The organism is Robinsoniella sp. KNHs210, assembly GCF_000686105.1.
Classification (GTDB): Bacteria; Bacillota; Clostridia; order Lachnospirales; family Lachnospiraceae; genus Robinsoniella; species Robinsoniella peoriensis.
Genome location: NZ_JMLZ01000002.1, coordinates 3394297 through 3420077 on the forward strand (window position 1 = coordinate 3394297; position 25781 = coordinate 3420077).

A 25781-nucleotide genomic window follows, 5' to 3' on the forward strand; every position below is an offset into this window, starting at 1 on the left:
GTTCTGTTCGAGGCACAAGTATACAGGTGAATGTGGAAGTAAAACATTCACATTTACCTGGTTAAAATCGCAAAAAATGCGGCATAGGAGGAAAATATGAGAGGTTGGAAAAGATTTATATCCGGTATTCTGACAATGGTATTAATGATCACGAGCATATTACCAATGACAGTTACAGCGGCGGAAAATTTAACACCGGGCCATGAGTTTACGGCTGACTGGATCTGGAGCAATGATGCAAGGGAAGCCGGGCAGTGGATGAGTTTTCGTAAAACATTTGATTTGGAGAAAGTGCCGGAAAAAGTAGAGGCATACATAGCGGCAGATTCTAAATACTGGCTGTGGATTAATGGTGAAATGGCAGTATTTGAAGGTATGGTAAAAACCGGACCGAACAGATCAGACATGTATTATGACAAAGAAGATATCGCCAAATTCCTGAAAGAAGGCAAGAACACGATTGCCGTGCAGGTTGTCTACTTTGGTAAAAGCGGTTACGGATTCAAAGATTCCGGTAAGCCGGGCTTCTTATTCGACGCTGACTTTGGAGAAGGTGCACTGAAAGAAGGAACAAAAATTGTCAGCGATACCAGCTGGAAAGCAGTGAAAGATCCTGCTTATGGAAAGCATGATATGGATTCCAACTACAGGCTGGCGGAACCCAATATTATGTACGATGCCAATGCAGAACTGACAGGCTGGCAGGGAACAGAGTTTAACGATTCCAAATGGGAAAATGCCGTGATTCAGGCAAAAGCAGGAGAAGCTCCTTATAATGATCTTTGGGAACGTCCGATTCCCCAGCTGAAGGTGGATGATGTAGTGAGATACACCGCAGACGGTACAGATGGAACAGGTACCTGGAAAGAAGAATATATAGATTCTTCCGCAAATGATGTATTTACAGCATTGGAACTGCCGGATGAATACAACGTATCTTTAACATTTATGGTAGATCCTCTTTCAACAACAGGGTCAAATGCCCCATTTGCAGGTTCCATGGGACTTGCTGTTAATATGAAAGATGATAATAACTTTTATATGCCTCAGGTAAGTATGGCGGATTTAAATGGTATGAACAGTAAGGACTATGCTAATTATAAACCCCATATTCGTATCAATGGAGGGTGGGATGTAAAGGGACCTTATGATATCAGCAGCCTAATACCGGGAGATAAGCGTTTCAATACAAAGCATACCATGACCGTAAAAGTTGATGCAAACGGATTTGATGCTACTGTAGACGGTGCAGTTATGGAGAGAGTAAACACAACGTCACTTAAAGGCGGTTCCATTGGTTTTAGAAATGACAATATGGAAAAAGTACGTATCTATAGTCTGGAAGTAAAATCTGCAGATAACAGTACTGTGCTATTTACGGATAACTTTGAAAATGACAAACTTGGCAGACGAATGACTCAGTTTAAAAAATTGTCAGGTGCTGTTGATCCTGAGATTAAATCAGATGAAAACGGTGATAAATATTTATCTCAGACAAATGCAATCATTCAGGCAGGTACGGTAAAACTTGGAGAAGGTGTAAAACGCTACACCATCCGAAATGCAACAAATCTTCAGGGTACACCTTATCTCAAAGTGAAATCAGCAGCCGGCAAACGTATCGATATGTATACCGATACCTGGAAAGAGCCGGCAGGAAATGGAAACTCAGTGAGACATGCCTACATCACAAAAGATGGAGAACAGGAATTTGAAGCACTGGGATGGGTAAACGGATATGATGTTTACTTCGAAATTCCGGAATCAGTCGAAGTTTTGGAATTAGGATTCCGCCCGTCTACTTATAATACGGAACCGGTTGGCAGCTTCACAAGCGAGGATGAGGACTTAAACTTATTGTATAAAAAGTCTTATGATACCCTGTTAGTAACCATGAGAGACAACTACATGGACTGCCCGGACAGAGAAAGAGCACAGTGGTGGGGAGATGCCGTAAATGAAATGCAGATGGCATTCTACGCTATGGACAGCAACGCAGGACTTCTTTACAAAAAAGCATTAAACCAGGTACTTGGATGGAAGAATGCGGCAGGACAGCTGCCTACGACAGCTCCAAATGGAATTGATGCTATTTCCGAACTTCCAATGCAGGCACTGGCAGGGGTTATGTCCTTCTGGCAGTACTACATGTACTCCGGTGATGCGCAGCCTATGACTGACGGATACGATTCTTTATTGGCTTATCTGAAGCTTTGGAGCCTTGAATCGGATGGATTTGTATCCCACAGAGGCGGAACCTGGGACTGGATGGACTGGGGAAATAATCCGGATGGTAAAATTATAGAACAGGAATGGTATTACATAGCTGCGCAAAGTGTATTAAACATGGCCCAGACCCTGGGTAAACCAGCAGCAGATATTGAGTTCCTGGAAGATCGTATGTACAGCATTAAGTCTAAGTTTGATAAAGCATTCTGGGACAAATCGAAAAATGCTTATTACAGAAGTACCGGAAGCGGAAAAGCAGATGACCGTGCCAATGCTTTAGCAGTATATGCAGGACTTGCACCGGCAGGCCGTTATGCAGATATTGAAAAATTACTGGAAACCCAGATGGAATCCAGCCCGTACATGGAAAAATACGTTTTAGAAGCTTTATACATGATGGGTTATGATGACGAGGCTATGGCTAGAACGAAAACCCGTTATAAAGAGATGATCGAGGATGAATTCCCTACCTTATGGGAGTTCTGGGATAAAAATGCAGGTACCAGAAATCATGCATGGTCCGGCGGCCCCCTTACCATGATGTATATGTTCAATGCAGGTATTACACCATTAACTCCGGCATATGAGAGCTTCCAGGTAAGACCACAGACAGCAGGATTAAAGGATATCAATGCAGAAATACCATCACCTAATGGAGATATTGCTGTAACAGTGAAAGAAACAGATACAGATACCACTTTAGGAGTAACCGTACCGGAAGGTTCGAAAAGTGCTGATATCTATGTTCCAAGAATAGAGGGCAAACAGACGATGATCCAGTTAGGAGATCAGACAATCTATGCTGACGGATCTGTTCTTGATTTACCGGATGGAGTTACTTATAAGGATGAAGACAATGAATATGTAGCATTCACAGTAGAAAGCGGAACGTATTCATTTGTAAGCAGTGAATATACAGGAGAAGAAAAAGAGCAGTACGATGTAAATGTAAAAGTAGTGGGACAGGGAACGATACAGGTAAATGGAGCAGATATTACAGTGCCGTACCAGAGCCAGGTTAATAAAGGTGAAAAAGTAACCGTTACTGCAGCACCGGCAGAAGGCTGGGTAATTCAGAAAATAACAGGTACATATCCGGAAATTATTTCTGATGAAAACAGCAAGGTTCCTTATACGAAGGAAATCACAGTAGACCGGAATGTAAATTTCACAGCTGTATTTACAGAGATTCCAAAGGAAAGACATGTATTAACCGTTGATGCAAATGGTTTGGAATATGCAGCGAATGTTAAGATTAACGGTGTAGAGAAGAGAATTCCATTTGCAGGGGCCTTTAAAGAAGGACAGGAAGTAACTATTGAAGCAGAAGTACTGCTGCCGTTAAACTATGAATTTTCAGGTTGGAGCACAGAAACCGGTACCACAGATGGAAACACAACAACGGTGACAATTGGCAGGGAAGATGTTGATGTTTCCTTTGAACTTACAGAAAAAGTGGAAAAAATTACTCCGGTAATCGTCACTGTAGCAGATAAGCCAGAGGGCGGCGGTTCCTGGGATAAGAGCAATTTAGTGGATGGACAGCGTATTTCAACAAATGAATCTAATGGATTTACTTCGCAGACTTACAGTACAAAAGATATCAGTAAAGATCCTCATAATATTGTTCTGGATCTTGGGGAAGTGAAATCTGTAAATCAGGTAGCTTTATTCCCAAGGACAAATGCAGCTGCAGGAGATAATTTAAGCTGTGCGTTTCCGGAATGCTTTAAGATCTATGTAAGTACAGACAATAAAAACTGGCAGTTAGTGAGATCTGTAGTGGATCAGCCAAACCCGCGCTTTAAAGAGCAGGTTTACAGTTTTGCATCCCATGACGCGAGGTACATTAAGATTACCACAACCAGACTTGGGGATGTGGCAACCGATGAAGGAAGCCCGAATAATTTCCGTGTACAGCTTGCAGAAATTGAAGTGTACAGCAATCCGGAAGTAACACTTCCTTCCAAAGATGCATTAATAAACGTATTAAAAGAAGCAGATGATGTAAGAAAGACAGAAAAATATTTAGAAGCAACTCTTGCAACACAGGAAATATTTGATGAAGCATACAATACAGCTCAGGCGGTACTGGAAGAAGAAGATGCAGATGCAGATAAGGTAAATGGGGCAGAACAGGGAATGAGAAATGCAATTGACGGACTGATTCCTGCACCGAAGCCAATTACCCTTGTGGATGAAGTAAACGGAATTTCTATCCATGCAGAAGCAGGAGTACTGCCGGATAATGTGGAATTAAGAACAGCCCTGATTGAAGCAGGACATGAAAAGAATGAAACCGTAGCAGAGGCAATGAAGGATGTTACCGATGAATTTACAGCATTTGATATTACTCTATGGGCTGATAACGTGGAATTAACCCTGGGTGAAAACCACGTCACTGCCGCTATGAAGGTACCGGCTGGCTATGACACCGGTAAACTTGCATTATTCTATGTATCCGGGGATGGGGAGAAGATAGAACTTTCCTATACCTATACAGACAGCAATAAAACAGATATCCGGTTCCAGGCAGATCTTCTTGGAAGCTATGTGCTTGCAGACGGAGCAGGTGAAGGCGGCGATTTAGCTACACTGAGTACCATAAAAGCCTCTGCATTAAAGCCTTCAATGCTATGGGATGAAACAACAAAGGTAAGCCAGATTATGGCATATGACACCAGAGGCCAGATTGTAGACTTGACAAATGCAGTCATTACATATGATACCAGCAACGGTAATGTTGCCAATGTAGATGAAACTGGTTTGATTACAGCTAAAAATACAGGAACAGCAAAAATCTTTGTAAATGTTACTTTAGATGAAATGCAGGCATCCGGTTATGTCAGAGTAACTTCAGCAGAACCGCAGATCATAAATCCGGTAAAAGCAGAAGCAGGCAAAGACAGTATAACGTTACAGACTGCAGACGGTTACGAATATGCATTATGGACAGGAAATACAGGATTAGTATTTACAGAGAATCCCGTATTTACAGGATTAAATCCGGCAACGGAATATATCTTCTACCAGAGAATCGCTGCAAATGAAAACCATACAGCAGGAAATTTAAGTGAAGCATTGAGCATTACCACAGACAAAGAAATGATGACTGGTACTATCAGCCTCTCAGGTACTGCAAAAGAAGGGGAAACTCTTACCGTAAATACATCAGGTATCCAAAATCCAAAGAACCTGGTATATGTATGGAAACGCGGAGACCAGGGTATTCAGGGTGCAAACGGAACATCCTATAAGCTTACAAAGTCAGATGTAGGACAAAAGATTTCTGTAGTTGTAACATCTGAGATTATGGCAGGTATCTTTAACGCGACAACAACAGAAGCTGTAAAACCGGCAGAAGTCACAGTAACAGGAGTCACTTTGGATAAGACAAGCATGACTTTGGAAAAAGGTAAGAGTGCAGTATTAAATGCAGCCGTTGTACCAGTCAATGCAACCAATCAGGCAGTGACCTTTAAGAGCAGCAAGACATCGGTTGTTACGGTGTCCCAGAGCGGTAAAGTATCTGCGAAAAAGGCAGGAACAGCTGTTATTACAGCGGTAAGTGCCAATGGAAAAACGGCTGTATGTAAAGTTACGGTAACACAAAGGCCAACGGGTGTTAAATTAAACAGAACAAGCAAGATACTGGGTGTAAAGGAAACTTATACCTTGAAACCAACGCTGAAACCTTCCTATGCTTCCAATAAAAAATACACATGGAAATCCAGTAATAAGAAGGTTGTAAAAGTAAACTCCAAGGGAAAATTAACGGCAGTGAAAGAAGGAACCGCTACCATAACTGTGAAAACAAGCAATGGTAAAAAGGCAATTTGTAAGATAACCGTTAGAAAAGCACCGGTAAAGCTTACCTTAAATGAAAAGAGTAAAACATTAAAGGCAGGCAGGACATATGCATTAAAAGCAAAACGTTCCAGCAAAAGTGCAGGCAAGATTACCTATATAAGCAGTAATCATAAAATTGCAACGGTCAATTCCAAGGGTGTAATTAAAGCAGTAAAAAAAGGTCAGACAATCGTTACTGCTAAATTATACAATGGCAAATCAGCACAAATTAAGATAACCGTAAAATAACAGGAAACGGGGTTTGGCTGTGCAATTTAAGGAACGCAGTCCCACTACGCAACTGAAATTCAAAAAGAAGAGGAGGTGATAGTCACATAAATAAATTTATTTCACGAAGATAAGTAAAGAAGGAGAAAAAAATGAAGAAAAAGAATAAATGGATATCGCTTATATTAGCTATCGCAATGGTTATCACGTCCTTAATGCCCGCGACGGCATTGACAGCAATGGCTGCAGAAGGCAACACCGCAATTAGAGAACTGATGGTAGATAACGTAGTTAACCCGGTAGGGATTGATAATACTGCACCAAGATTTTCATGGAAGATGGATTCAACGGTACAGGGACAGGTACAGACCGCTTATCAGATCGAAGTATCTGAACTTGGCGGAACTCAGGTATGGAATACTGGTAAAGTAGTGAGTGATAAAGCAGTGGACATTATTTATGAAGGAAATCCGCTGACATCCTCCGCAACTTACCAGTGGCATGTAACCGTATGGGATAAAGACGACAACGATATAGCATCCGGTAATGCTACCTTCGAGATGGGTCTGTTGGAAGAAGATGCATTTAACGATGTAAACTGGATTCGTATGCCGAAAAACGGCGATCCGGATCCGGATGCACCGGAACCTGAAATTGATAAAAGCGTTTATACAATTGAAACAAATTTACAATTTAAAGATGCAGTGGGTGTAGTATTTGCAGCAAAGGATAATTCCCATTTCTATATGTGGCAGTTAAATAATAATATGGAACAGGGTATTAAGGGAAGCTGGCTTCGTCCTCATGTATGGAACGGCGTTGGGGGAACGTTTAATCCCGAAAACATTAAAGATTATAACGGATATCAGTTAAAAGAAGAACTTAAAAATAATACAGATTATAATCTTAAGCTGATAGTAAATACAACTACTCATATAGTGGAAACTTATGTTAATAATGAATTAGTAAATTCGTTAGACTGTAAAGATGCAGATTTATCATATGGTAAAATCGGTTTCCGTCAGGCTACCAATCCGGCAGGCGGATTTAAAGAACAGGTATGGGCTGATGATATTAAGGTAACTGCAAATGACGGAACAATTATGTTTTATCAGGATTTCTCCCTGGAAAATGATACACAGTTTGATGGCGGTGTTGTAGAAAACGGCAAACTTTATTTAACCTATGGTGATGGACAGGGGGATAAAGTATTTTTTAGCAGGGATAGTTCAATGTACTACCGTTTTGACACTGATTTTACCATTAAATCCGGTAAAGCAGGTATCATCTATGGATCAAACGTGGAAGGAACCCAGTACTATTATTCACAGTTAAATCCGGATTATAAAACAGGTCCCGCAGTTGTACAGCATATGAGAGAAGCAGATGGAAGAAAATACGAATTTGATCATGGAGATATCAAAAATGTATCCAAAGAAGATATGGTGAATAAAAAACATCACTTCACTCTCACATGTACGAATAAACAGGAAGTGCGGATCTATATCGATGGTGTAGAAGCAAAATATCATGACAAACTAGATAAGTTCCAGTTTGATGGAAAGCTTGGTTTTAACAATGATGCAGGTGATGATGTAGTTTATGAAAATATCATTGTAAAAGTTGCAGGAATGCCTAAAGTATTCACAGATTCCAGTACGCAGGAAAATATTTTTGACAATGGGACTGTGGAAAACGGAGGATTACACATTACCGGCGAAACTACCGCTTTAATAAATAATGCACTTAGCGGAAAACCAGAGCCGGAACCAGAACCCGATGCACCGGTACATTACACTGTAGAATCCGATATCACCGTAACCAGCGATTCTGCAGGCATTGTCTTCTCAGCATCCGACAGCAGCAATATGTTCATGTGGCAGATTAACGGGTCAGACCATAAAGGAAAATTATACTTAAGACCTCATATCTGGGAGAATGGTACACCACATTATGACAAGTATGAAAAAGATATTAGCAGTTTCTTTGATTATAATACAGAAATTCTGAACAAAGAAGTTCATGTAAAAATTGAAGTAACTAATCAGGAAATCAAGACATTTATCAATGACCAGCTGGTAGATACTTTCGAAGTAACTGCGGCAACGCCGGGAAAAGTTATTGACGGAAGAGTTGGTTTCCGCTCAGGAACAGCAACAGAAAAATTTATGGCGGACAATCTGAAAGTGACTGTCTTTGAAGAAGGCGGACCCGAAGAAGGTATATTGAAACTGTCTTATGATTTTGATGATGGCATAAATCCATTTGGAGGAAGTGCAGGTCAGGCAAGTTCAGGTTCATTTAAAGACGGCAAATTTGTTGTAAAAGGAAATGCAGGTGTACTTCTGACAAAAGATTATTCCAATCTGGGAATGCCAATGTTCAGAAAAACATTTAAAACAGAGGACCAAGAAATTGTAAGTGCAAAAGTATATGCATCTTCACTGGGTGTATATGATCTGTATGTGAACGGAACCAGAGTAGGACGTCCGGATGAAAACGGTGAAACGATCTATGATGAAATGAAGCCGGGCTGGACAGATTATAATGAAAGAGTATTATATTACTCTCATGACGTTACAGATTTAATGAAAAAGGGCGGGGAAAATGTTATTCTGGCACAGGTAGGAACCGGTTGGTGGACAGGAAGAATTTCCTACAATACCTATGGAACCAAGGATATGGCATTTCTGGCTAAGACAATCATTACTTACAGCGATGGAACAAAGAAAGTCTTAAACACAGACAGTTCCTGGAAAACAAGTAAAGAAGGCGTTATCCGTGAAGCAGATATCTGGGATGGAGAAACCTATGATGCAAATTACCCAAGTGCGGCTTTAATGTCTACTTCAGATTATACAGAAGATGATAGCTGGAGCAAAGTAAGTTATGACACAAACTTTGGCGGAGTGATTTCTGCACAGGTAGGACAGACAATTCAGGTTCGGAAAGAACTGGAACGTACCCCGGTTACTACAAGTGTATACCAGGGAAGCAAAGACAATGGTTCTGATTACGGTGTTGTAAATGTAATCAAAGATGATTACAATGCCGATGATGTAATTGAACTGAAAAAAGGCCAGACAGTAGTATATGATTTAGGACAGAATATGGTAGGATGGCCAAATATCACAGTAAAAGCACCAAAAGATGCACAGATCAGCATGCATTTTGCAGAAATGTTAAATGACAGCGGTAAAACTTCCAGAGGAAATGACGGTCCGGAAGGAAGCCTTTATATGGCAAACTACAGATCAGCTGCATCCACATCCATTTATATTGCGAAAGGTGACGAAAAAGAAAGCTATCGTCCGACATTCAGCTTTTATGGATTCCGTTATGTATCTATTTCGGCAGATGCTGATATTACAATTGACAGCTTCCGGGCAGAAGTCCTGGGTTCGGCTATTCCGGAAACGGGTAGTCTGGAGACAAGCAATTCATCCGTAAACCAGTTAATCAGCAATACACTCTGGGGACAGAGAAGTAACTACTTAAGTGTGCCTACAGACTGCCCGCAGAGAGATGAACGTCTTGGATGGTCAGGTGATACACAGGTATTTATCGGGGCGGCATCTTACAATGCAAATGTTGCAGGTTTCTTTAATAAATGGGGACAGGATGCAAGAGACAGCCAGACAAGTGTTGGACAGTATACCGATACAATTCCAAGATCTGCAGCAGTAGGTGCAGGTAATGCAGCTTGGGGAGATGCCGGAATTATCGTTCCTTATACCATGTTTAAGATGTATGGGGATACACAGATCATCTCTCAGATGTACGATTCTATGGAAAAATACATGAACTGGCTTAACAGCAGAGGTTTTGAGGGTGCAGGAACTGCTTATTGTGACTGGCTGGCTCCAAATGAACAGGACAACCAGGGTATTATCAGAAATCTGATCGCATGTGCTTACTACGCATATGATACTCAGTTAATGGCTGAAATGTCAGATGCTATCGGAGAAACACAGAAAGCAGAGGCATACAGAGCAAGATTTAATGAAATTAAAGACCATTTCCAGGAAAAATATATTAATAACGATGGTACTTTAGCAGCTGGTGCAGATACGCAGACAGGATATTTAATCACTTTAAAAGTAGGTCTGTTTAAAGATGATGACCAGAAGCAGGCAGCAACAGATATTCTGGTTAATAAGATTAAAGCTAACGGAAATAAGCTTGGTACCGGATTTGTTGGTACTGCTATGCTGAATCAGACGCTTACAGAAGTTGGTGCTGTTGATATGGCATACACCCTGTTACTCCAGAGGGACAATCCATCCTGGATGTACAGTATTGATCAGGGAGCAACAACAATTTGGGAACGTTGGAATTCCTATACAAAGGAAAACGGATTCGGACCGGTTGATATGAACTCCTTCAATCATTATTCTTATGGCGCTATTGTAGAGTGGATGTACAGTGATATGCTGGGAATCAAAGCAGATGAAGATCAGCCGGGATTCAAGCACATCATATTAAAACCACAGCCGGACAGAAGAGCAGACGAGGATATTCCTGCAAATCAGGAACGGATTACCTGGGTAAAAGGATCTTATGATTCCGCTTATGGAATGATTGACGCAGAATGGAATTGGTCGGAAGATGGATTTAACTATACGGCAGCAATTCCTGCCAATACTACAGCAACCGCTTATATTCCAGTTGAAAAAGATATGGAAGTTACGGTAAATGGCATTCCGGCAGATGAGTTTGAGAAAGAAAAAGATGGCATTAAATATGTGGATACAGTAGAAGGAAATGCAGTATTTGAAATTACGGCAGGAACCTATGAGTTTAAAACCGCGTACAAAGAAGCAGCAGACAAGACAGAATTAAAGAAAGTAATTCAGGATGCTAAAGATTTAAAAGAAACAGACACATATAAAAATGCAACAATGAAATCCCGGGAAGACTTTGATACCGCATTGGCAGCAGCAGAGAAAGTTTTAAAAAATGGAAAAGCAACTGCTGAGGAAATAACCAAAGCAATAGAAGCTCTGTCCAAAGCAGCAGAGGGTCTGACAGCAGAGGAACAGCCGGCAGATAAGACTGAGCTGGAAAAGACAATGAAAGCAGCCAATGATATGATGGGAACAGACAAGTATCAGACAGCTTCCAAGGAAACAAAAGATGCCTTTGACATTGCTTTTAAGGCAGCACAGGATATGTTCCTGAAAGAAGATGCATCAGAGGAAGAAATTGCAGATGCCATCGCTGTTCTACTTAAAACAATGGAAGAACTGCAGCCGGAAGAACCCCCGGTTGTATTGCCACAGATTCTTACTGACGAAGCTAACGGGGTTACTCTAACAGCTGAGACCGAAACATGGCCGGGAGATACACAGCTTAAGGTAGAAAGAGTGGAAAGCGGAAGCAGACAGGATCTGGTAGCAGAAGCATTAAAAGATGTCACCAGAGAATTTACAATACTTGATATCTCATTAATTTCTGACCATGGAGAGGTATCTCTGGGTGGAAAAGAAGTAAAATCAGTAATGAGAATACCGGAATATTATGATGCAGATCAGCTTGCATTGTACTATGTATCAGAGGATGGCGTAAAAACAGAGCAGCCGTTTACGTTTACAGATGGAAGCAAGACAGAGGTTACCTTTACAACAAGCACCTTAGGATTACTTGTATGGGCTGACTTACGACTTGTACCAGATGAAAACGGACTTCAGGTTGTATTTGAAAAAACCAATATGCTTTGGGATGAAACATCCAGAATCCTGGGGATTTCAATGAAAGATGAGGCTGGAGAAACCATTGATTTGACGAATGAAACATTTTTTGTTGAATCTGACGATGAAAATGTTGCAAAAGTGGATGAAAATGGTATAATTAATGCAAGGAATGCAGGAAAGGCAAATATTACCGTTAAATTGACATATAATGAGGTAGAATATACCAGTGTTACTTCAATAACGGTCAGTGAAATTTACCCGTTAAAGCCTGCAGCAGCAAAGGTTACAGCAGACAGTATTACATTAAAGACTATATCCGGATATGAGTATGCAATGCAGACCGGCGATCAGGAATTAGTATTTGGTAATTCAGCAGTATTTACAGGCTTACAGCCGAATACGGTTTATTGTTTCTATCAGAGAATTGCAGCTACGGATACACATGAAGCAGGAAGGCCGGGTAAAGTACTTGAGGTTTCCACAGACAAGGATACTTTAAGAGGTGTTATTGTAATTAAGGGAACCGTAAAAGAAGGACAAACTCTTACATTGGATATCACAGGAGTTCAGAATGCAGACAAACTGTCAATCAGTTGGATGCGTGGTAATCAGGTGATTGACGGGGCTAATGGTACAAGCTATAAGCTTACGAAATTAGATGTGGGTTATCCGATTACAGCGGTTGTATCAGCAGAGAATTTAAATGGAACGTTATCTGCAGCAACCCAGGATAAAGTAGCGCCACAGGAAGTATTAGCGGCAAAAGTATCCCTGAATAAATCCGAACTTTCTATTAAGAAAGGCAAAAAATATACATTTAAGACCAGTATTGAACCTTCGAATACTACAAATAAGAAGCTTACCTGGAAGAGCAGCAGCACATCGGTCCTGACCGTTGATAAGAACGGAAAGATGACGGCTAAGAAATCAGGAAGAGCTACGGTAACAGTTACAACAGCAAATGGCAGGAAAGCATCCTGTAAAGTAACCGTTACCCAGTCAGTTGATAAAATTAAACTGAATAGAAAGACAAAGACTTTAGGTGTTCAGGAAACATATACCTTAAAGAGCACGCTGGTTCCAAAATATGCGAAAACAAGTAAGATTACATGGTCAAGCAGCAATAAGAAAGTTGCATCAGTTAATTCCAGAGGTAAGATTACAGCTAAGAAAACAGGAACGGCAACAATCACGGTACGTACCGCAAACGGCAAAACCGCAGAGTGTAAGATAACGGTAAAAAATAAACCAAAATCAATAAAACTCAGTGCTTCAATTAAAAACCTGAAACCTGGTAAAACATTAAAATTAAAAGTGACACGTTCCAGTGGAAGCGCAGGAAAAGTAACATTTACATCCACGAATGAAGATGTGGCAACTGTTAGTTCTTCCGGTAAAGTAAAAGCTTTGAAAAAGGGAAAAACAACAATTAAAGCAAAGACTTATAATGGAGAATCAGATACAATCATTATTCGTGTAAAATAAGTAAATAAGTATAAAACATTTATCTGGGGGAGGCTTTTCACAGCTTCCCCGGACAGCAAATGAATGCGGCACCAGATCATGTGACAGAAATAGGTCAGAGATGATAAGATGATTTAGACAAGACATCCTATGGATCATTTTGAATGAAGCTCAAGGGGGAAAGCAGGATAATATATGAAATGGAAATTAGTACATAAAGCAGCAGCATTAGCGCTGGCATTTTCTTTAATTATTCCATCCACAGCGATGGCAGCACCTCAGACGGAGAGGACCACGGAACGGACAACAGAGGTGAAACCCCAGACAGAGCCTGTTACGGAGCCTGTGGCAGATCATCCTATACAATCTGAGCATTTCACAGAATCAGAAGCCGTCCTCACAGAAACACCTGTTGAAACAGTGACAGAAGTCTTGACAGAAACGGAAACACAAACAGAAACACAAACGGAGTCCGAAGAAGAGACGGAATCGGAAACCAAAAAGAGGGAAGAAGAAAGCACGGAACCACAGATGGAACCGGCAACAGAGATGACACAGGAAGAAATCAATGCAAATCTTGCATTAATTGAAGAGCAGCAGATTGAAGAACCAAAAGAGATCGAAAAACCTTTTGGCATTACAACAGTGGAGAAGGTATATGCACTGTCCAAAAGGAAGAATCTGCAGATCTACGAAGAAAAAAGTGTCAAATCCAGGCCGGTGGGAGAACTGGGAAAAAACGGACTGTGTTATATCTTAGAGGAAGATGAAAAAGGCTGGGTTTATATAGAGTCGGGAGATGTAAGAGGATTTGTTAAGACAAAAAATCTTCTTACGGGCAAAAAAGCGAAAAGTTATGTAAAAAAGAAAAAGGCAAAAAATCTTTCGAAAGCAGATTGCCTTGTAAGTTCGTTAAAAAATAAAGCCTGGACTTATACAAAGACAACTGCACAGAAAACAGTAGTGAAAAAGGTATATGCCATCGCAGAAACGGATGGGGTATGTATCCAGGAACGGAAAAAAGAAAATTCAAATGTCATCGGTGTTTTACCGGAAGGCGGGCTCTGCTATGTGCTGGCTGACGGGGATGAAAAATGGATTTACGTAGAATCCGGTTATGTGCGTGGATTTGTTCAGCGTAAGAATCTGATCAAAGGCAAAAAGGCAGTTGAACTTGTTAAAATGAACAAGGAAGAAAATTATGAATTTGCCAGGGAACTCATTCCTATGGAAGAAAACAAATCCTTATATTATACGCTGACAACCGTAAGAGAAATTACAGCTTCCAGTGCACTCCGCAATTCTATGGTGGATTTTGCAAAGCAATTTTTAGGAAATTCCTACGTTTGGGGCGGCACGAGCCTTACAAACGGAGCAGATTGTTCAGGCTTTGTCCAGAGTATTTACAGCGAATTTGGATATTCCATACCGCGGGTAGCCGAGGACCAGGCGAGATTTGGCATGCAGATTCCGGCAGCTGATGCAGCACCGGGAGATCTGATATTTTATGCACGGAATGGATATGTATATCATGTAGTCATGTATATTGGTGACGGACAGGATATTGAAGCGCACAGCAGTGCAAGAGGTATTATCACCAACAGCGTCAGCTACGACAGCGCTGTATGGGCAGTCCGCATTATTGAAGATGACGTTATGATCAATGACGGACCGGAAAATGACAGCAGCGTCCAGGGTGACACAGAGCTTGCCCGGGAACAGGATTATGGACAGCATCTGGGGAACTTTACCTTAACAGCTTATTGCAGCTGCCCGGTCTGCTGCGGTGTCTGGTCGGGAGGGCCAACAGCCAGCGGAGCTATGCCGGTACAGGGCAAAACAGTTGCTATGGGAGGTATCCCATTTGGAACCAGATTGATTATTAATGGTGAAGTCTATACCGTGGAAGATAGGGGAACTCCTTATGGACACGTGGATATCTATATGAATAATCATCAGGATGCCTGTGTATTCGGACGGCAGCAGGCAGATGTATATCTTGCAAATTAAAAAGAACCAGAGCAGATCAGGGAGGGATTTGCTCTGGTTCTTTGCATTTTTCATAGAAAAGGAAAATGATCTGATAACAGACACCATTTACAAAAAATGAGTGAACGAATACCAGACCATCATATCCCCGCAAATATATGATAACATTTTTTGAGGATTAGTCAATGTTGTATTGGATATTTTTTGGAAGTAAATAATAAATTAAATAATTATTTTTTGACTTTATAAATTTAACCAGGCATATTTTAAACAGATATCTTCTTTGCGGGGATTCGGATCTCTACTTCCGTCCCGTTTCCTTCATTGCTGCTGTATGCAAGGCCAAAGTCGGTGTTATTATAAAAAAGCTGTAGTCGTTCATGTGTATTATAGATACCGATATTACTTCCTGAAATACTTTCCCCGGCTCCGGTGAGGATAATTTTTAGCTTATCTTCCGAGATTCCTACACCGTCGTCCGATACAATTAAGACTAAAACTTCATCTTCCAGCCAACCGGTAATCAGGATCGTTCCCATTTTTTCCTCTTTTTCAAAAATACCATGCATAATGGCATTTTCCACCAGAGGCTGAAGAACCAGCTTGGGGATTTCGTAATCCATCATTTCATCCGGGACGTCAATAATAAATTCTATTTTGTCCTGATAACGCATATTCTGCAGCTTTACATAAAGTGAAACCTGGGTAATCTCCTCTTTGAGGGAGATGGCTATATTTCCCTTATTCAGAGTAAGTTTGTAGAATTTTGACAGTGCCTGTACAGCTTCCGTCACCTTTTCCTCCTGATGGCTTAGGGAGAGCCAGTTAATCATATCCAGGGTGTTGTACAGAAAATGAGGATTTATCTGGGACTGCAGGGCTTTAAATTCAGCAATTCTAAGATCTTCCGCTGACTTAGCCTGATTATCCATCAGTGTATTCATCTCGGTACTCATATAATTATACGTATCAATCAGATCACCTACCTCATCATGAATCTGCGCCGTTTCCATAGATACAGGACGTCCTGTCCGCACCGTCTTCATCTGGTTAATAACTGCACCCAGACGTTTTGTAATGGATCTGGAGAGGGTGGTAGCCATAATAAATGCCACACCCAGGAAGAAGAGGTAAAAAAGAACAAACTGTACGATTAAAAGTTTTCCTTTGTTCTGCAGGGATTGTGCAGGTAAAATAGAAACCATATACCAGGAAGTATGGGTTACATTATAAAAGCCGGCATATACTTCTTTTCCGAGAACAGTTTTGGTAATGTAGTTATTTGACTGCATAAACGAGTCTTTAATCGTATCGTAGTTCATCAGATAAGTACCTGCATAAGCACTATCGGAAGAAGATACAAGGGCATTTCGTTCGTTTACTATATATGAGACGGTATTATTTTCTGATATTCCCTGCATAAGCAGCTGATCAATATTTTCCTGGGAAAAATAAACCACTACATAAATAGAAGGATCCTCGGGAGCTGCGGTCTGCTGCTTAATCTTACGTACATAGGACATTGATCCATAGTTTTCTACCTCTTTTGGAGAAAGGTAGAACTTCGGGCAGAACAGGGAAGGAATGGGAGTACTGTTAAATATGCCGCTCCAGTAAGATCCCCTTACCTCGCTGGAATGCAGAAATATAGACTTCTGCCCATTATAATCATCATAAAAATCTTCCGTGGGGAGATCCATATATATTTTTATATCCGTAATAAGATTTCCATCAATCATGGAATTGGTAAAAGTATAAAAATCTTCAGTTTTTGGAGAACGGAGCAGCTGTAGTAAGCGAAAGGAATTTTTTTCATTTAAAATATCCGTAAGATAAGCATTGTCCAGAATGGAGTCACTTACTACATTGATCTGATCCATTGCCGCATTAATCGTAGAGGAGGAGTGTTTGGAAAAGTTCTGCTCCTGGCGTATCGTTTCGGATACAATGGTATCATACATCTGACCGTAAAAAAAATACGCAATTACAATAGTCGGAATAATGATCAGCACCAGATGGGTGATCATAAATTTGGACTGCAGCCGCATATTAGAATACAAATCTTTCAGTGGCTGTAGCGGTTTTATCATTTCAGCACCTTCTCCCTGTACTCAGAAGGTGAGAGCCCAACGATTTTTTTAAAACTCTTGCTAAAATAATTACCATCGGAATATCCTACTTTAGAGGAAATATCGGTAATCTTGTACCTGGGGTCTGATAGGAGCTGTTTTGCCTTCTCCATACGGTAATCCGTAATATACTGGTTCAATGTCTGCTGCGTTTCTGTTTTAAACAAAGTGCAGACATAAGATGTAGAGAGATAGACATGTTCGCTGATATCTTTCACAGATAACGTATCATTCATAAAATTCTTCTGAATAAATTCTTTAATCATGAAAATGGTAGAATTTTCCGAAACCTGGTTATTAAGTGCCTCAAAATAATCGTCTATCTTACTGAGCAGTGATTTATGCAGCTCTGCCAAAGTCTGAAATTTCTCAATATATTCTAAGATACTTTCAATTTGAGCCTCGGTCCCGGCGGTTACCTGCTGGGATCTACAGCTGTTCTGAACAATCATGAACAGTTTGTAGTATATATCCCGTACCTGATTCGGCAGATAAGACCGGTTATTTTTAAAATAATTAAAAATATGATTCAATATGCCGGCTGCCTCATCTTTATTTTTATCAGACAGAGCTTCTGCAAAAGCAGAGGAAGGATCGGTAAACACGGAAGTAGATAAAGTAGTTGAATTCTCATCAGTCAGGATGCTGTTGTAATCATAGAAAAAGCTGCTCTGCAGCAGTATAACAGCCTGGCTATAGGAATGGTAAACTTTATGTATATCATTTACCGTATTGCCAACGACAATAAAAAAAGTCCCTATCTCACTATACAGAGATTTCAGGTATTCTGAACACTTCAGTATAATTTCAGGAGAAGGTTTTACCGTTCCGAAAATATGATATACAATATGCTGTTCGTGTTTACTTACGTGTATACTCTGCAAATGGTATTTCTGCAGGAATGAGTCTAACTGTTTGTGTATGGTATTGATGGAATTCCCCATGTTTTCATTAAAGTTGTCGGTTAACTTCACAATTAATGTGGTGAAGTATAGGATGGAACTGGGCGGATATTGAAAATCATGCAGTAAATCGTCTATTCCTTCCACATCCTGGGAGGGATAGGTTAAAAGCAGTGCCAGTCTGGAGGATCGTTCCAGAGAAAGTAATGTCTCTGACTGTTTGGTACGGTTCAACTGTTTGTTCTCTTCAATTGCCTCCAGTACAGCTTCTTCAATTTCAAGAGGATCCAAAGGTTTTTCTACATAATTAATAGCCTTTAATTTGATAGCCGCCTTTAGATACTCTTTATCTGAATATCCGCTCATGAATATAATGCATGCATCCGGCAGGATCAATTTTATCTTCTCTGCCATAGCAATACCGTCCATTCTGGGCATTCTTACATCACTCAGTACAATTTGCGGTTTTTCCTTTTTTGCAGTCTCAAGACCATTAATTCCATCATCAGCCAGAAAAATGTCAAATATACCCAGGGATCTCCAGTTCACAGAAGACATTAATCCCTCTCTTGTTAATTGTTCGTCATCTACTATTAGTAATTTCATCTATTGTAATCTCCCTGATTGTGATAGCTACAGTTACATTTTAACAAAATATAAAAAGATTACAATAGAAATCGCCGTTTATTCACAAATTCTCGTTATTAATGCATCTTTGATATTCAGAAGGGGACATATTTGTGCATTTTGTAAATACTCTCGTAAATTGCTGACTGCTGCAAAAGCCTGTTAAAGAAGCAATTTCTTTAATGGAAAGCTGCGGCTGTTCCTTTAATTTCCGTTTTGCATTTGCGATCCGTATCTCTTCCAGATATTCTGTATAACGGATTCCGGTCTTTTCACGGAATAACTGAAAGAGATAATCCGGGGTACGCCCAAACAGTTCGGCAAGGTTTTGTACTTCTATGTCATGGGTATAATTTTCCCTGATATACTGTTTTATTTTTTCTGACAAATCATAATCAGAAGATTCAGGGGAGGCTCCATGTATATCCTGTATTTTTTCCTGTACAGATTGTATAAAGAAGGAAAATGATTCCGTGTGAAATAAATCTCCCGTTACCGCTTTCAGATACAGCGAAAGATTGTATTTTTCACATCTGGCGAAAACACCTTCCAGTGAGGAAACAGGAAAAGAAGGGTTTATCGCCTGATAAAGCAGAGATTCTTCTTTTTCCAAAAATCCTAAAATAATCAGATTAATCATCCTGTTTAATTTTTGCAGGGCATCTTCAGCAACAGACTGCTCCAAATCGTGATAGGGAATCAAATTGCCATATTCACAGAGGCTCCGGAAGGTTGCGTGGTCTGATATATTTTCAGCAGTTTTAAAACATTCCCGTAAGGTATTGCAGCAAAAGCAGATTACGCTCAGCGGAGAGCGATTCTTCCTGGTCAGGTTCTGGAGAAAAGTAAGGGTCTCCCGGCGCATAGGGTCTTCTTTTAATAGGATAAGAAGCGCACCGTCATCCAGATATAGAAAACCATTGCATACAGGAGTTGATGAGTTGGCTGAAAAATAATCCTGGATCCTGGTCTGGATCTGTTGATACATGGAATACTGTTCATGAAAGTCAGGGGAGTCCGCATACAGTACATATCCCTGGTATTCGGCAGGATAGTCCTCCGGAATCTCTCCATAAGACTGGAAACTATTGTAATCCTGGATCAGCTGATGCGGAAAATTGTTATAACTGACCCATTTTAACTTTTCCAGTTTTTTACTGACCTGTAACAGGCTTCTGTTAATATCCTCTAACGTAATTGGCTTCACCAGATAATCCTTTGCACCCAGTTGGATTGCTTTCTGGGCATAATGGAAGTCTGAATATCCGCTGAGAATTACAATATTGGCATTGGGACAGTGTCTTTTTGTTTCCTCAAACCCTTCTATTCTGTCCATTAAGGGCATTTTTATATCCAGGAATATGAGATCCGGGTGCGTTTCTTTTGAAACCGTTACCAATTCCTTTATGTTATTTGCTTCAAATATTCTATGAAGTCCGGGATATTCTTTGTGGATCATACAGGTGAGCCCCTGGCGTGACATTTTATCGTCATCTGCAATTAATATTTTCATTTATGAGAATCCTCCTTATAAGATAATAGTGCGATGTTATTTTCTGTGATCATTATAGCAGATAAATGTATGATTGTATCAGTCATATCATAGATTTTCTGTTAACAAATCATAAACTCAGAGATACTGGATAAATAAACCTTTTTAGCTATTATATGGACAGATTGTTCATAATTTATTCAAAATTCAAAAATATTTTACCCTGAATCCAATTATTTTCCTGTATAAATTAAATTAGCCAGATGATAGGATATTAATAGATCAAAGATAAATGAAAAAAGATAAGGGAGGAGAATACAAGGTGTCTGAGTATGTTCTTGAATTAAAAGGTATTACAAAGATATTTCCAGGTGTAAAGGCTCTTGACAAGGTACATTTTCAATTGAAAAAGGGCGAGATACATGCACTGATGGGTGAAAACGGCGCCGGAAAATCCACGTTTATAAAAGTTATTACAGGTGTACATAAAGCAGAAGAGGGCGAGATGTTCCTGGATGGCAAGCCTGTAAATTTTAAAGGTCCAAAGGATGCACAGAAAGTAGGAATCGCAGCAATTTACCAGCATGTTACTTCCTATCCGCATCTTACGGTTACCGAAAATATTTTCATGGGTCATGAAGATGTAAAACACGGCATGATCCAGTGGAAGAAAATGAATGAAGAGGCAAATAAGCTCCTGAAAGAATTAAATGCAGATTTTGATGCAACTGCAGAAATGGGATCCTTAAGTGTTGCGCAGCAGCAGATGGTAGAAATTGCCAAAGCACTGTCTATGAAAGCCAGAATCATCATCATGGATGAGCCTACGGCAGCGCTTACCAAAAGAGAGTCCGAAGAACTTTACAAAATAGCGGAAAAGCTTCGGGACGAAGGAGCATCCATTATTTTCATCTCCCATAGATTTGAAGATATGTATCGGTTGGCAAGTAAAGTTACCGTATTCCGGGATTCCCAATATATCGGAACATATGGTGTAGATGGAATCACCAATGCAGACCTGATTAAAGCCATGGTTGGACGTGAAATTAATGATTTGTTCCCGAAACCGGATGTTAAGCTTGGCCAGGAAGTATTGAGAGTAGAAAAATTAAGCCGCCAGGGATATTTCAAAAATGTATCCTTTAGCGTAAAAAAAGGTGAAATCCTGGGACTTACCGGACTGGTAGGAGCCGGACGTACCGAGGTAGTACAGACCATATTTGGAGTGGAGAAGTTTGATTCAGGCAAGGTTTACCTGGAAGGAAAAGAAGTACATATCAAACAGCCTTCAGATGCCATGCAGTTAGGTATCGGTCTTCTGCCGGAAGACAGGCAGCATCAGGGTCTGATCTTAGACTGGGGAATCGGAAGAAATATTACACTTGCAGAACTCAGCAAATATTCTAAAAATGGAATTACCAACGATAAAGCTGAAAGAGAAGCCGCGAAAAAGCTGGCAGAGGAAGTGGATACAAAGGCTGTTACCATATTTGATAAAGCAAGTTCACTGTCCGGCGGAAATCAGCAGAAGGTTGTTGTAGCAAAATTACTTTCCTCAGACCTTAAGGTAATCATCCTGGATGAGCCGACAAAGGGTGTTGACGTTGGAGCTAAAGCAGCAATTTATGAGATCATGGGTGATCTGGCAAAGAAGGGTTATGCGATAATAATGATTTCTTCTGAAATGCCTGAGATCCTGGGTATGAGTGATAGAATCGTAGTTATGTGTCAGGGTAAAGTAACCGGAGAATTAAACCGTGAGGAAGCAACCCAGGAGGGCATCTTAAAATATGCGATGGCCAAATCTTCCGGCGATGCAAACTAGAAAGGAGAGGCAAACAACAAAATGGAAAAGAAATTCAGTCTAAAAAAATTAACCAGCTCTCGTGAAATGAGTTTGCTCCTGGTAGTTATCGTACTTTGTATCTTTATACAATTTCGAAACAGCTCTTTCCTGACGGGTACGGTTATTGTAGAAATGTTAAAGAATTATTCCGTAACAATGATTCTTGCACTTGGTATGATGTGTGTGTTACTGATCGGAGGAATTGATATTTCCATCGGATCCACCATAGCATTATCCGGTATGGGAAGTGCTCTCATGATGAGAGATGGAGTATTTTCAAATACGTTATTAGGTTTTGTAATGTCAATTCTGATCGGATTGGTATGCGGACTTGTAATCGGTCTGGTAATCTCAAAAGGAAAAGTATTACCGATTATTGCAACACTTGGTTTTATGAATATTTACAGAGGTCTGACATATCTGATTGCAAACAGCCAATGGGTAGCTGCATATCAGGTACCGGAGAAATTTAAGGCATTTGCTCAGAGCAATTATTTGACATTTGGATTAGTTAATAATCTGGTTACCATTATGATTATCTGTTATATTATTTTCTTCATCGTCATGAAATGGACCAGAACAGGAAGGAAGATCTACGCAATCGGAAGTAATCCGGAAGCAGCAGAGATTTCAGGTATTAGAATCGACAACATTAAGTTATTAGTATATTCCCTGATGGGAGCCATTTGTGGTCTGGCAGGTGCAATGTGGGTATCAGTATATGCATCAGCTCAGGGAGATATGGCTACCGGAATTGAAATGGATGTTATCGCAGCCTGTGTAATTGGAGGTGTAAGTTTAACCGGAGGCCGCGGAAGCGTGGTCGGAGTATTCTTAGGATCACTTACAATTGCTATTATAGGAAAAGCGCTTCCATTAATTGGAGTATCCCAATTCTGGCAGAGCGCAATAAAAGGTGTTATTATATTAGTTGCTGTTATCCTGAATGTTATGGCTCAGAGAGTTATGGATAAGAATAATCTGAAAGGAAGGGAGATGTAATCATGGCAACAAAATCTGGAAGAACAATATCAGCAGAAAAGAAATCATCATGGAAACAGACCCTTCTGAAATGGGAAACATTTTTAATAATTTTGTTTATTGCCGTTAATGTTATGAACTCCTTCATTTCACCCAACTATTTAAGTGTATCAGGATTATTTACGGCCACCTCATCTTTCCTGGAAAAAGCATTCATTGCTTTGCCAATGGCTTATATCCTGGTACTGGGTGAAATCGACATCTCAGTTGGTTCTATTGTAGCATTATCAGCGGTTTTAATGTCACTGGCATATAACGCAGGAGTCCCAATGGGGCTTGCAATCATTATCTGTTTATTGGTTGGAACTGCATGTGGTTTTTTAAACGGTCTGATTCTTACGAAGTTTACAGAATTAGCACCTATGATTGTAACATTAGGAACTCAGATATTATTCAGAGGTATTGCTGAAATTCTCTTAGGAGACCAGGCAGCCGGAGGATTGACTAGCGTTGAATGGTTCAGTAATTTATACTGGGGATCCATCGGACCGGTACCTTACATGTTTATCGTATTTGTAATCTGTGCAGTAGCTTTTGGACTGGTATTACATAAAACCACTTTCGGAAGAAGAATTTATGCAATCGGAAGTAACCGTCTGGCAGCTGAATATGCAGGTATCCACGTACAGAAACTTCGCCTGATCGTATATACGATCGCAGGTACATTTTCAGCAGTAACAGCAGTTTTCCTGGCAGCCCGGATGGGAAGTACCCGTTCCAATATAGCGGCGGGATATGAACTGGAAGCGATCTCCATGGTAGTATTGGGAGGTATCTCAACCGCAGGCGGTAAAGGTAATTTTCCGGGAACAGTTATTGCGATTTTTATCATTGGTTTCTTAAGATATGGATTAGGATTGATTAATGTACCATCTCAGGTAATGTTAGTTATCATTGGAGCATTACTGGTAGTAGCAGTTATGATTCCAAATATAAATATTGGAAAACTTTTAAAGAAAAAAGAAGCAGCAAACTAAAAATCTATTAACGGTACTTACACCAAAGGGTGTTATGTATAAAACTATTTATTCCAAGGGAGGAAATAAAGAATGAAGAAAAAAGTAATTAGTGCATTATTATGTATGTCCATGGTTGCTACAATGATGGCAGGCTGCGGAAGCAGTGAAACAAAGACAACAGAAGCAGCTAAAACAGAGGCAGCGAAAACAGAAGCTGCAACAGAAGCAGGCGGCGACACAGAAGCAGCAAAATCTGAAGCAGCAACAACAGAAGCTGCAGGCGGAGAAACAGAAGCTGCCAAAACAGAAGGAAATGCTGATGTAAGTGGAAATACTTATGCAATTGTTACAAAAGCAGCAGGAAATCCTTACAATGAAAAAGAAGCTACCGGATTCCAGGAAGTAATTGATGCAGTAGGTGGAAAATGCGTAGTAAAACATCCGGAAAGTGCTACAGCAGAAGCTCAGATCACAATGATCAACGAATTAGTTGCTCAGGGTGTTCAGTCTATTGCAATAGCAGGAAATGATTTTGATGCTCTTCAGCCAGCATTAAAAGCAGCTATGGACAAAGGCATCCAGGTATCTTCCTTAGATGCTAACGTAAATCCGGACAGCCGTAAAACATTTGTTAACCAGGCTGGTGTTGACCAGATCGGACAGACATTAATGGATGCAGTACTTGATATCTCCGGTGGAGAAGGACAGTGGGCAATTCTTTCCGCAACAAGCCAGGCTACAAACCAGAACGCTTGGATTGAGTCTATGAAAAAAGTTATGGAAGATGAAAAATACTCCAAACTTGAATTAGTAGAAGTTGCATATGGCGATGATGAATACCAGAAATCTGTTGACCAGACACAGGCATTATTACAGAACTACCCAGACCTTAAAGTTATCTGCGCTCCTACAACTGTAGGTATCATGGCAGCAGCTAAAGTTATTCAGGATCAGGGCGTAGCAGGCAAAGTTAAATTAACAGGACTTGGACTTCCTTCTGAAATGGCTGATTATATCGGTGATGATGATACACATTCCTGCCCTTACATGTACTTATGGAATCCAATTGATGTAGGACGTTTATCTGCTTATACATCAATGGCATTAGTATCCGGTGAAATCACAGGCGCAGCTGGTGAGAAATTTACAGCTGGCGACATGGGCGAATACGAAATCACAGCAGCAGATGATGGCGGAACAGAAATCATCGTTGGACCTCCTTTCAAATTTGATCCATCAAACATCAATGACTGGAAATCCGTATACTAAAATTACGTAACAACTGCCAATAATAAACTTTTTCATATCATATTTTCCTTATAAAAAAGTCTTC

10 protein-coding genes are annotated in these 25781 nt (G+C 40.3%); 7 read left to right on the forward strand and 3 right to left on the reverse strand.

The features are described 5' to 3' along the window. Nucleotides 1-96: 96 nt before the first annotated feature. The 3 genes from CD03_RS34330 to CD03_RS36345 all read left to right on the forward strand — a co-directional run bounded on the left by CD03_RS34330 (nucleotide 97) and on the right by CD03_RS36345 (nucleotide 15473). Entirely contained in the window at nucleotides 97-6327 is a 6231-nt protein-coding gene (locus CD03_RS34330; RefSeq protein WP_044289581.1) for an Ig-like domain-containing protein, read from the forward strand. Nucleotides 6328-6458: 131 nt separating this feature from the next. Next, the gene (locus CD03_RS36340; protein WP_052377909.1) at nucleotides 6459-13484 is read left to right on the forward strand and encodes a family 78 glycoside hydrolase catalytic domain; all 7026 of its coding nucleotides are present in this window, start codon (nucleotides 6459-6461) and stop codon (nucleotides 13482-13484) included. A 174-nt stretch (nucleotides 13485-13658) separates the two neighbouring features. After that, a complete protein-coding gene (locus CD03_RS36345; protein ID WP_052377910.1) occupies nucleotides 13659-15473 on the forward strand; it encodes a C40 family peptidase in 1815 nt (604 codons plus the stop codon). Between the two features lie 245 nt (nucleotides 15474-15718). Here CD03_RS36345 and CD03_RS0121640 read toward each other — a convergent pair whose 3' ends face one another. From CD03_RS0121640 to CD03_RS0121650, 3 genes are all read right to left on the reverse strand, one after another. Continuing rightward, the gene (locus CD03_RS0121640) at nucleotides 15719-17542 is read right to left on the reverse strand and encodes a sensor histidine kinase (protein WP_044289583.1); all 1824 of its coding nucleotides are present in this window, start codon (nucleotides 17540-17542) and stop codon (nucleotides 15719-15721) included. After that, nucleotides 17539-19089 (reverse strand): response regulator transcription factor, encoded by a 1551-nt coding sequence (locus CD03_RS0121645; protein WP_027295425.1) that lies wholly within the window; start codon nucleotides 19087-19089, stop codon nucleotides 17539-17541. Before CD03_RS0121645 ends, CD03_RS0121640 begins: the two co-directional genes overlap by 4 nt. A gap of 82 nt (nucleotides 19090-19171) precedes the next feature. Next, nucleotides 19172-20623: a response regulator gene (locus tag CD03_RS0121650; protein ID WP_027295426.1), complete on the reverse strand. Its 1452-nt coding sequence runs from the start codon at nucleotides 20621-20623 to the stop codon at nucleotides 19172-19174. A gap of 271 nt (nucleotides 20624-20894) precedes the next feature. On the opposite strand from CD03_RS0121650, the gene CD03_RS0121655 reads away from it, so the two are divergent. The 4 genes from CD03_RS0121655 (at nucleotide 20895) to CD03_RS0121670 (ending at nucleotide 25717) form a co-directional block, all read left to right on the forward strand. Next, complete coding sequence (locus CD03_RS0121655; protein WP_242849134.1) at nucleotides 20895-22427, forward strand: sugar ABC transporter ATP-binding protein; 1533 nt, start codon at nucleotides 20895-20897, stop codon at nucleotides 22425-22427. A gap of 21 nt (nucleotides 22428-22448) precedes the next feature. Next, on the forward strand, nucleotides 22449-23450 hold the full coding sequence (locus CD03_RS0121660) for an ABC transporter permease (protein ID WP_027295428.1): 1002 nt from the start codon (nucleotides 22449-22451) through the stop codon (nucleotides 23448-23450). A gap of 2 nt (nucleotides 23451-23452) precedes the next feature. Then, nucleotides 23453-24466 carry an ABC transporter permease gene (locus tag CD03_RS0121665; protein ID WP_044289586.1) on the forward strand — a complete coding sequence of 338 codons (1014 nt, stop codon included), beginning with the start codon at nucleotides 23453-23455 and terminating at the stop codon, nucleotides 24464-24466. Between the two features lie 72 nt (nucleotides 24467-24538). Next, nucleotides 24539-25717 carry a rhamnose ABC transporter substrate-binding protein gene (locus CD03_RS0121670; protein WP_027295430.1) on the forward strand — a complete coding sequence of 393 codons (1179 nt, stop codon included), beginning with the start codon at nucleotides 24539-24541 and terminating at the stop codon, nucleotides 25715-25717. Nucleotides 25718-25781: the final 64 nt, after the last annotated feature.

What these genes read in the sequence shown, in the direction of transcription:
- CD03_RS34330 (WP_044289581.1), top strand. Translation starts at nt 97, where the DNA reads ATGAGAGGTTGGAAAAGATTTATATCCGGTATTCTGACAATGGTATTA.
- CD03_RS36340 (WP_052377909.1), top strand. Translation starts at nt 6,459, where the DNA reads ATGAAGAAAAAGAATAAATGGATATCGCTTATATTAGCTATCGCAATG.
- CD03_RS36345 (WP_052377910.1), top strand. Translation starts at nt 13,659, where the DNA reads ATGAAATGGAAATTAGTACATAAAGCAGCAGCATTAGCGCTGGCATTT.
- CD03_RS0121640 (WP_044289583.1), bottom strand. Translation starts at nt 17,542, where the DNA reads ATGATAAAACCGCTACAGCCACTGAAAGATTTGTATTCTAATATGCGG.
- CD03_RS0121645 (WP_027295425.1), bottom strand. Translation starts at nt 19,089, where the DNA reads ATGAAATTACTAATAGTAGATGACGAACAATTAACAAGAGAGGGATTA.
- CD03_RS0121650 (WP_027295426.1), bottom strand. Translation starts at nt 20,623, where the DNA reads ATGAAAATATTAATTGCAGATGACGATAAAATGTCACGCCAGGGGCTC.
- CD03_RS0121655 (WP_242849134.1), top strand. Translation starts at nt 20,895, where the DNA reads ATGAAAAAAGATAAGGGAGGAGAATACAAGGTGTCTGAGTATGTTCTT.
- CD03_RS0121660 (WP_027295428.1), top strand. Translation starts at nt 22,449, where the DNA reads ATGGAAAAGAAATTCAGTCTAAAAAAATTAACCAGCTCTCGTGAAATG.
- CD03_RS0121665 (WP_044289586.1), top strand. Translation starts at nt 23,453, where the DNA reads ATGGCAACAAAATCTGGAAGAACAATATCAGCAGAAAAGAAATCATCA.
- CD03_RS0121670 (WP_027295430.1), top strand. Translation starts at nt 24,539, where the DNA reads ATGAAGAAAAAAGTAATTAGTGCATTATTATGTATGTCCATGGTTGCT.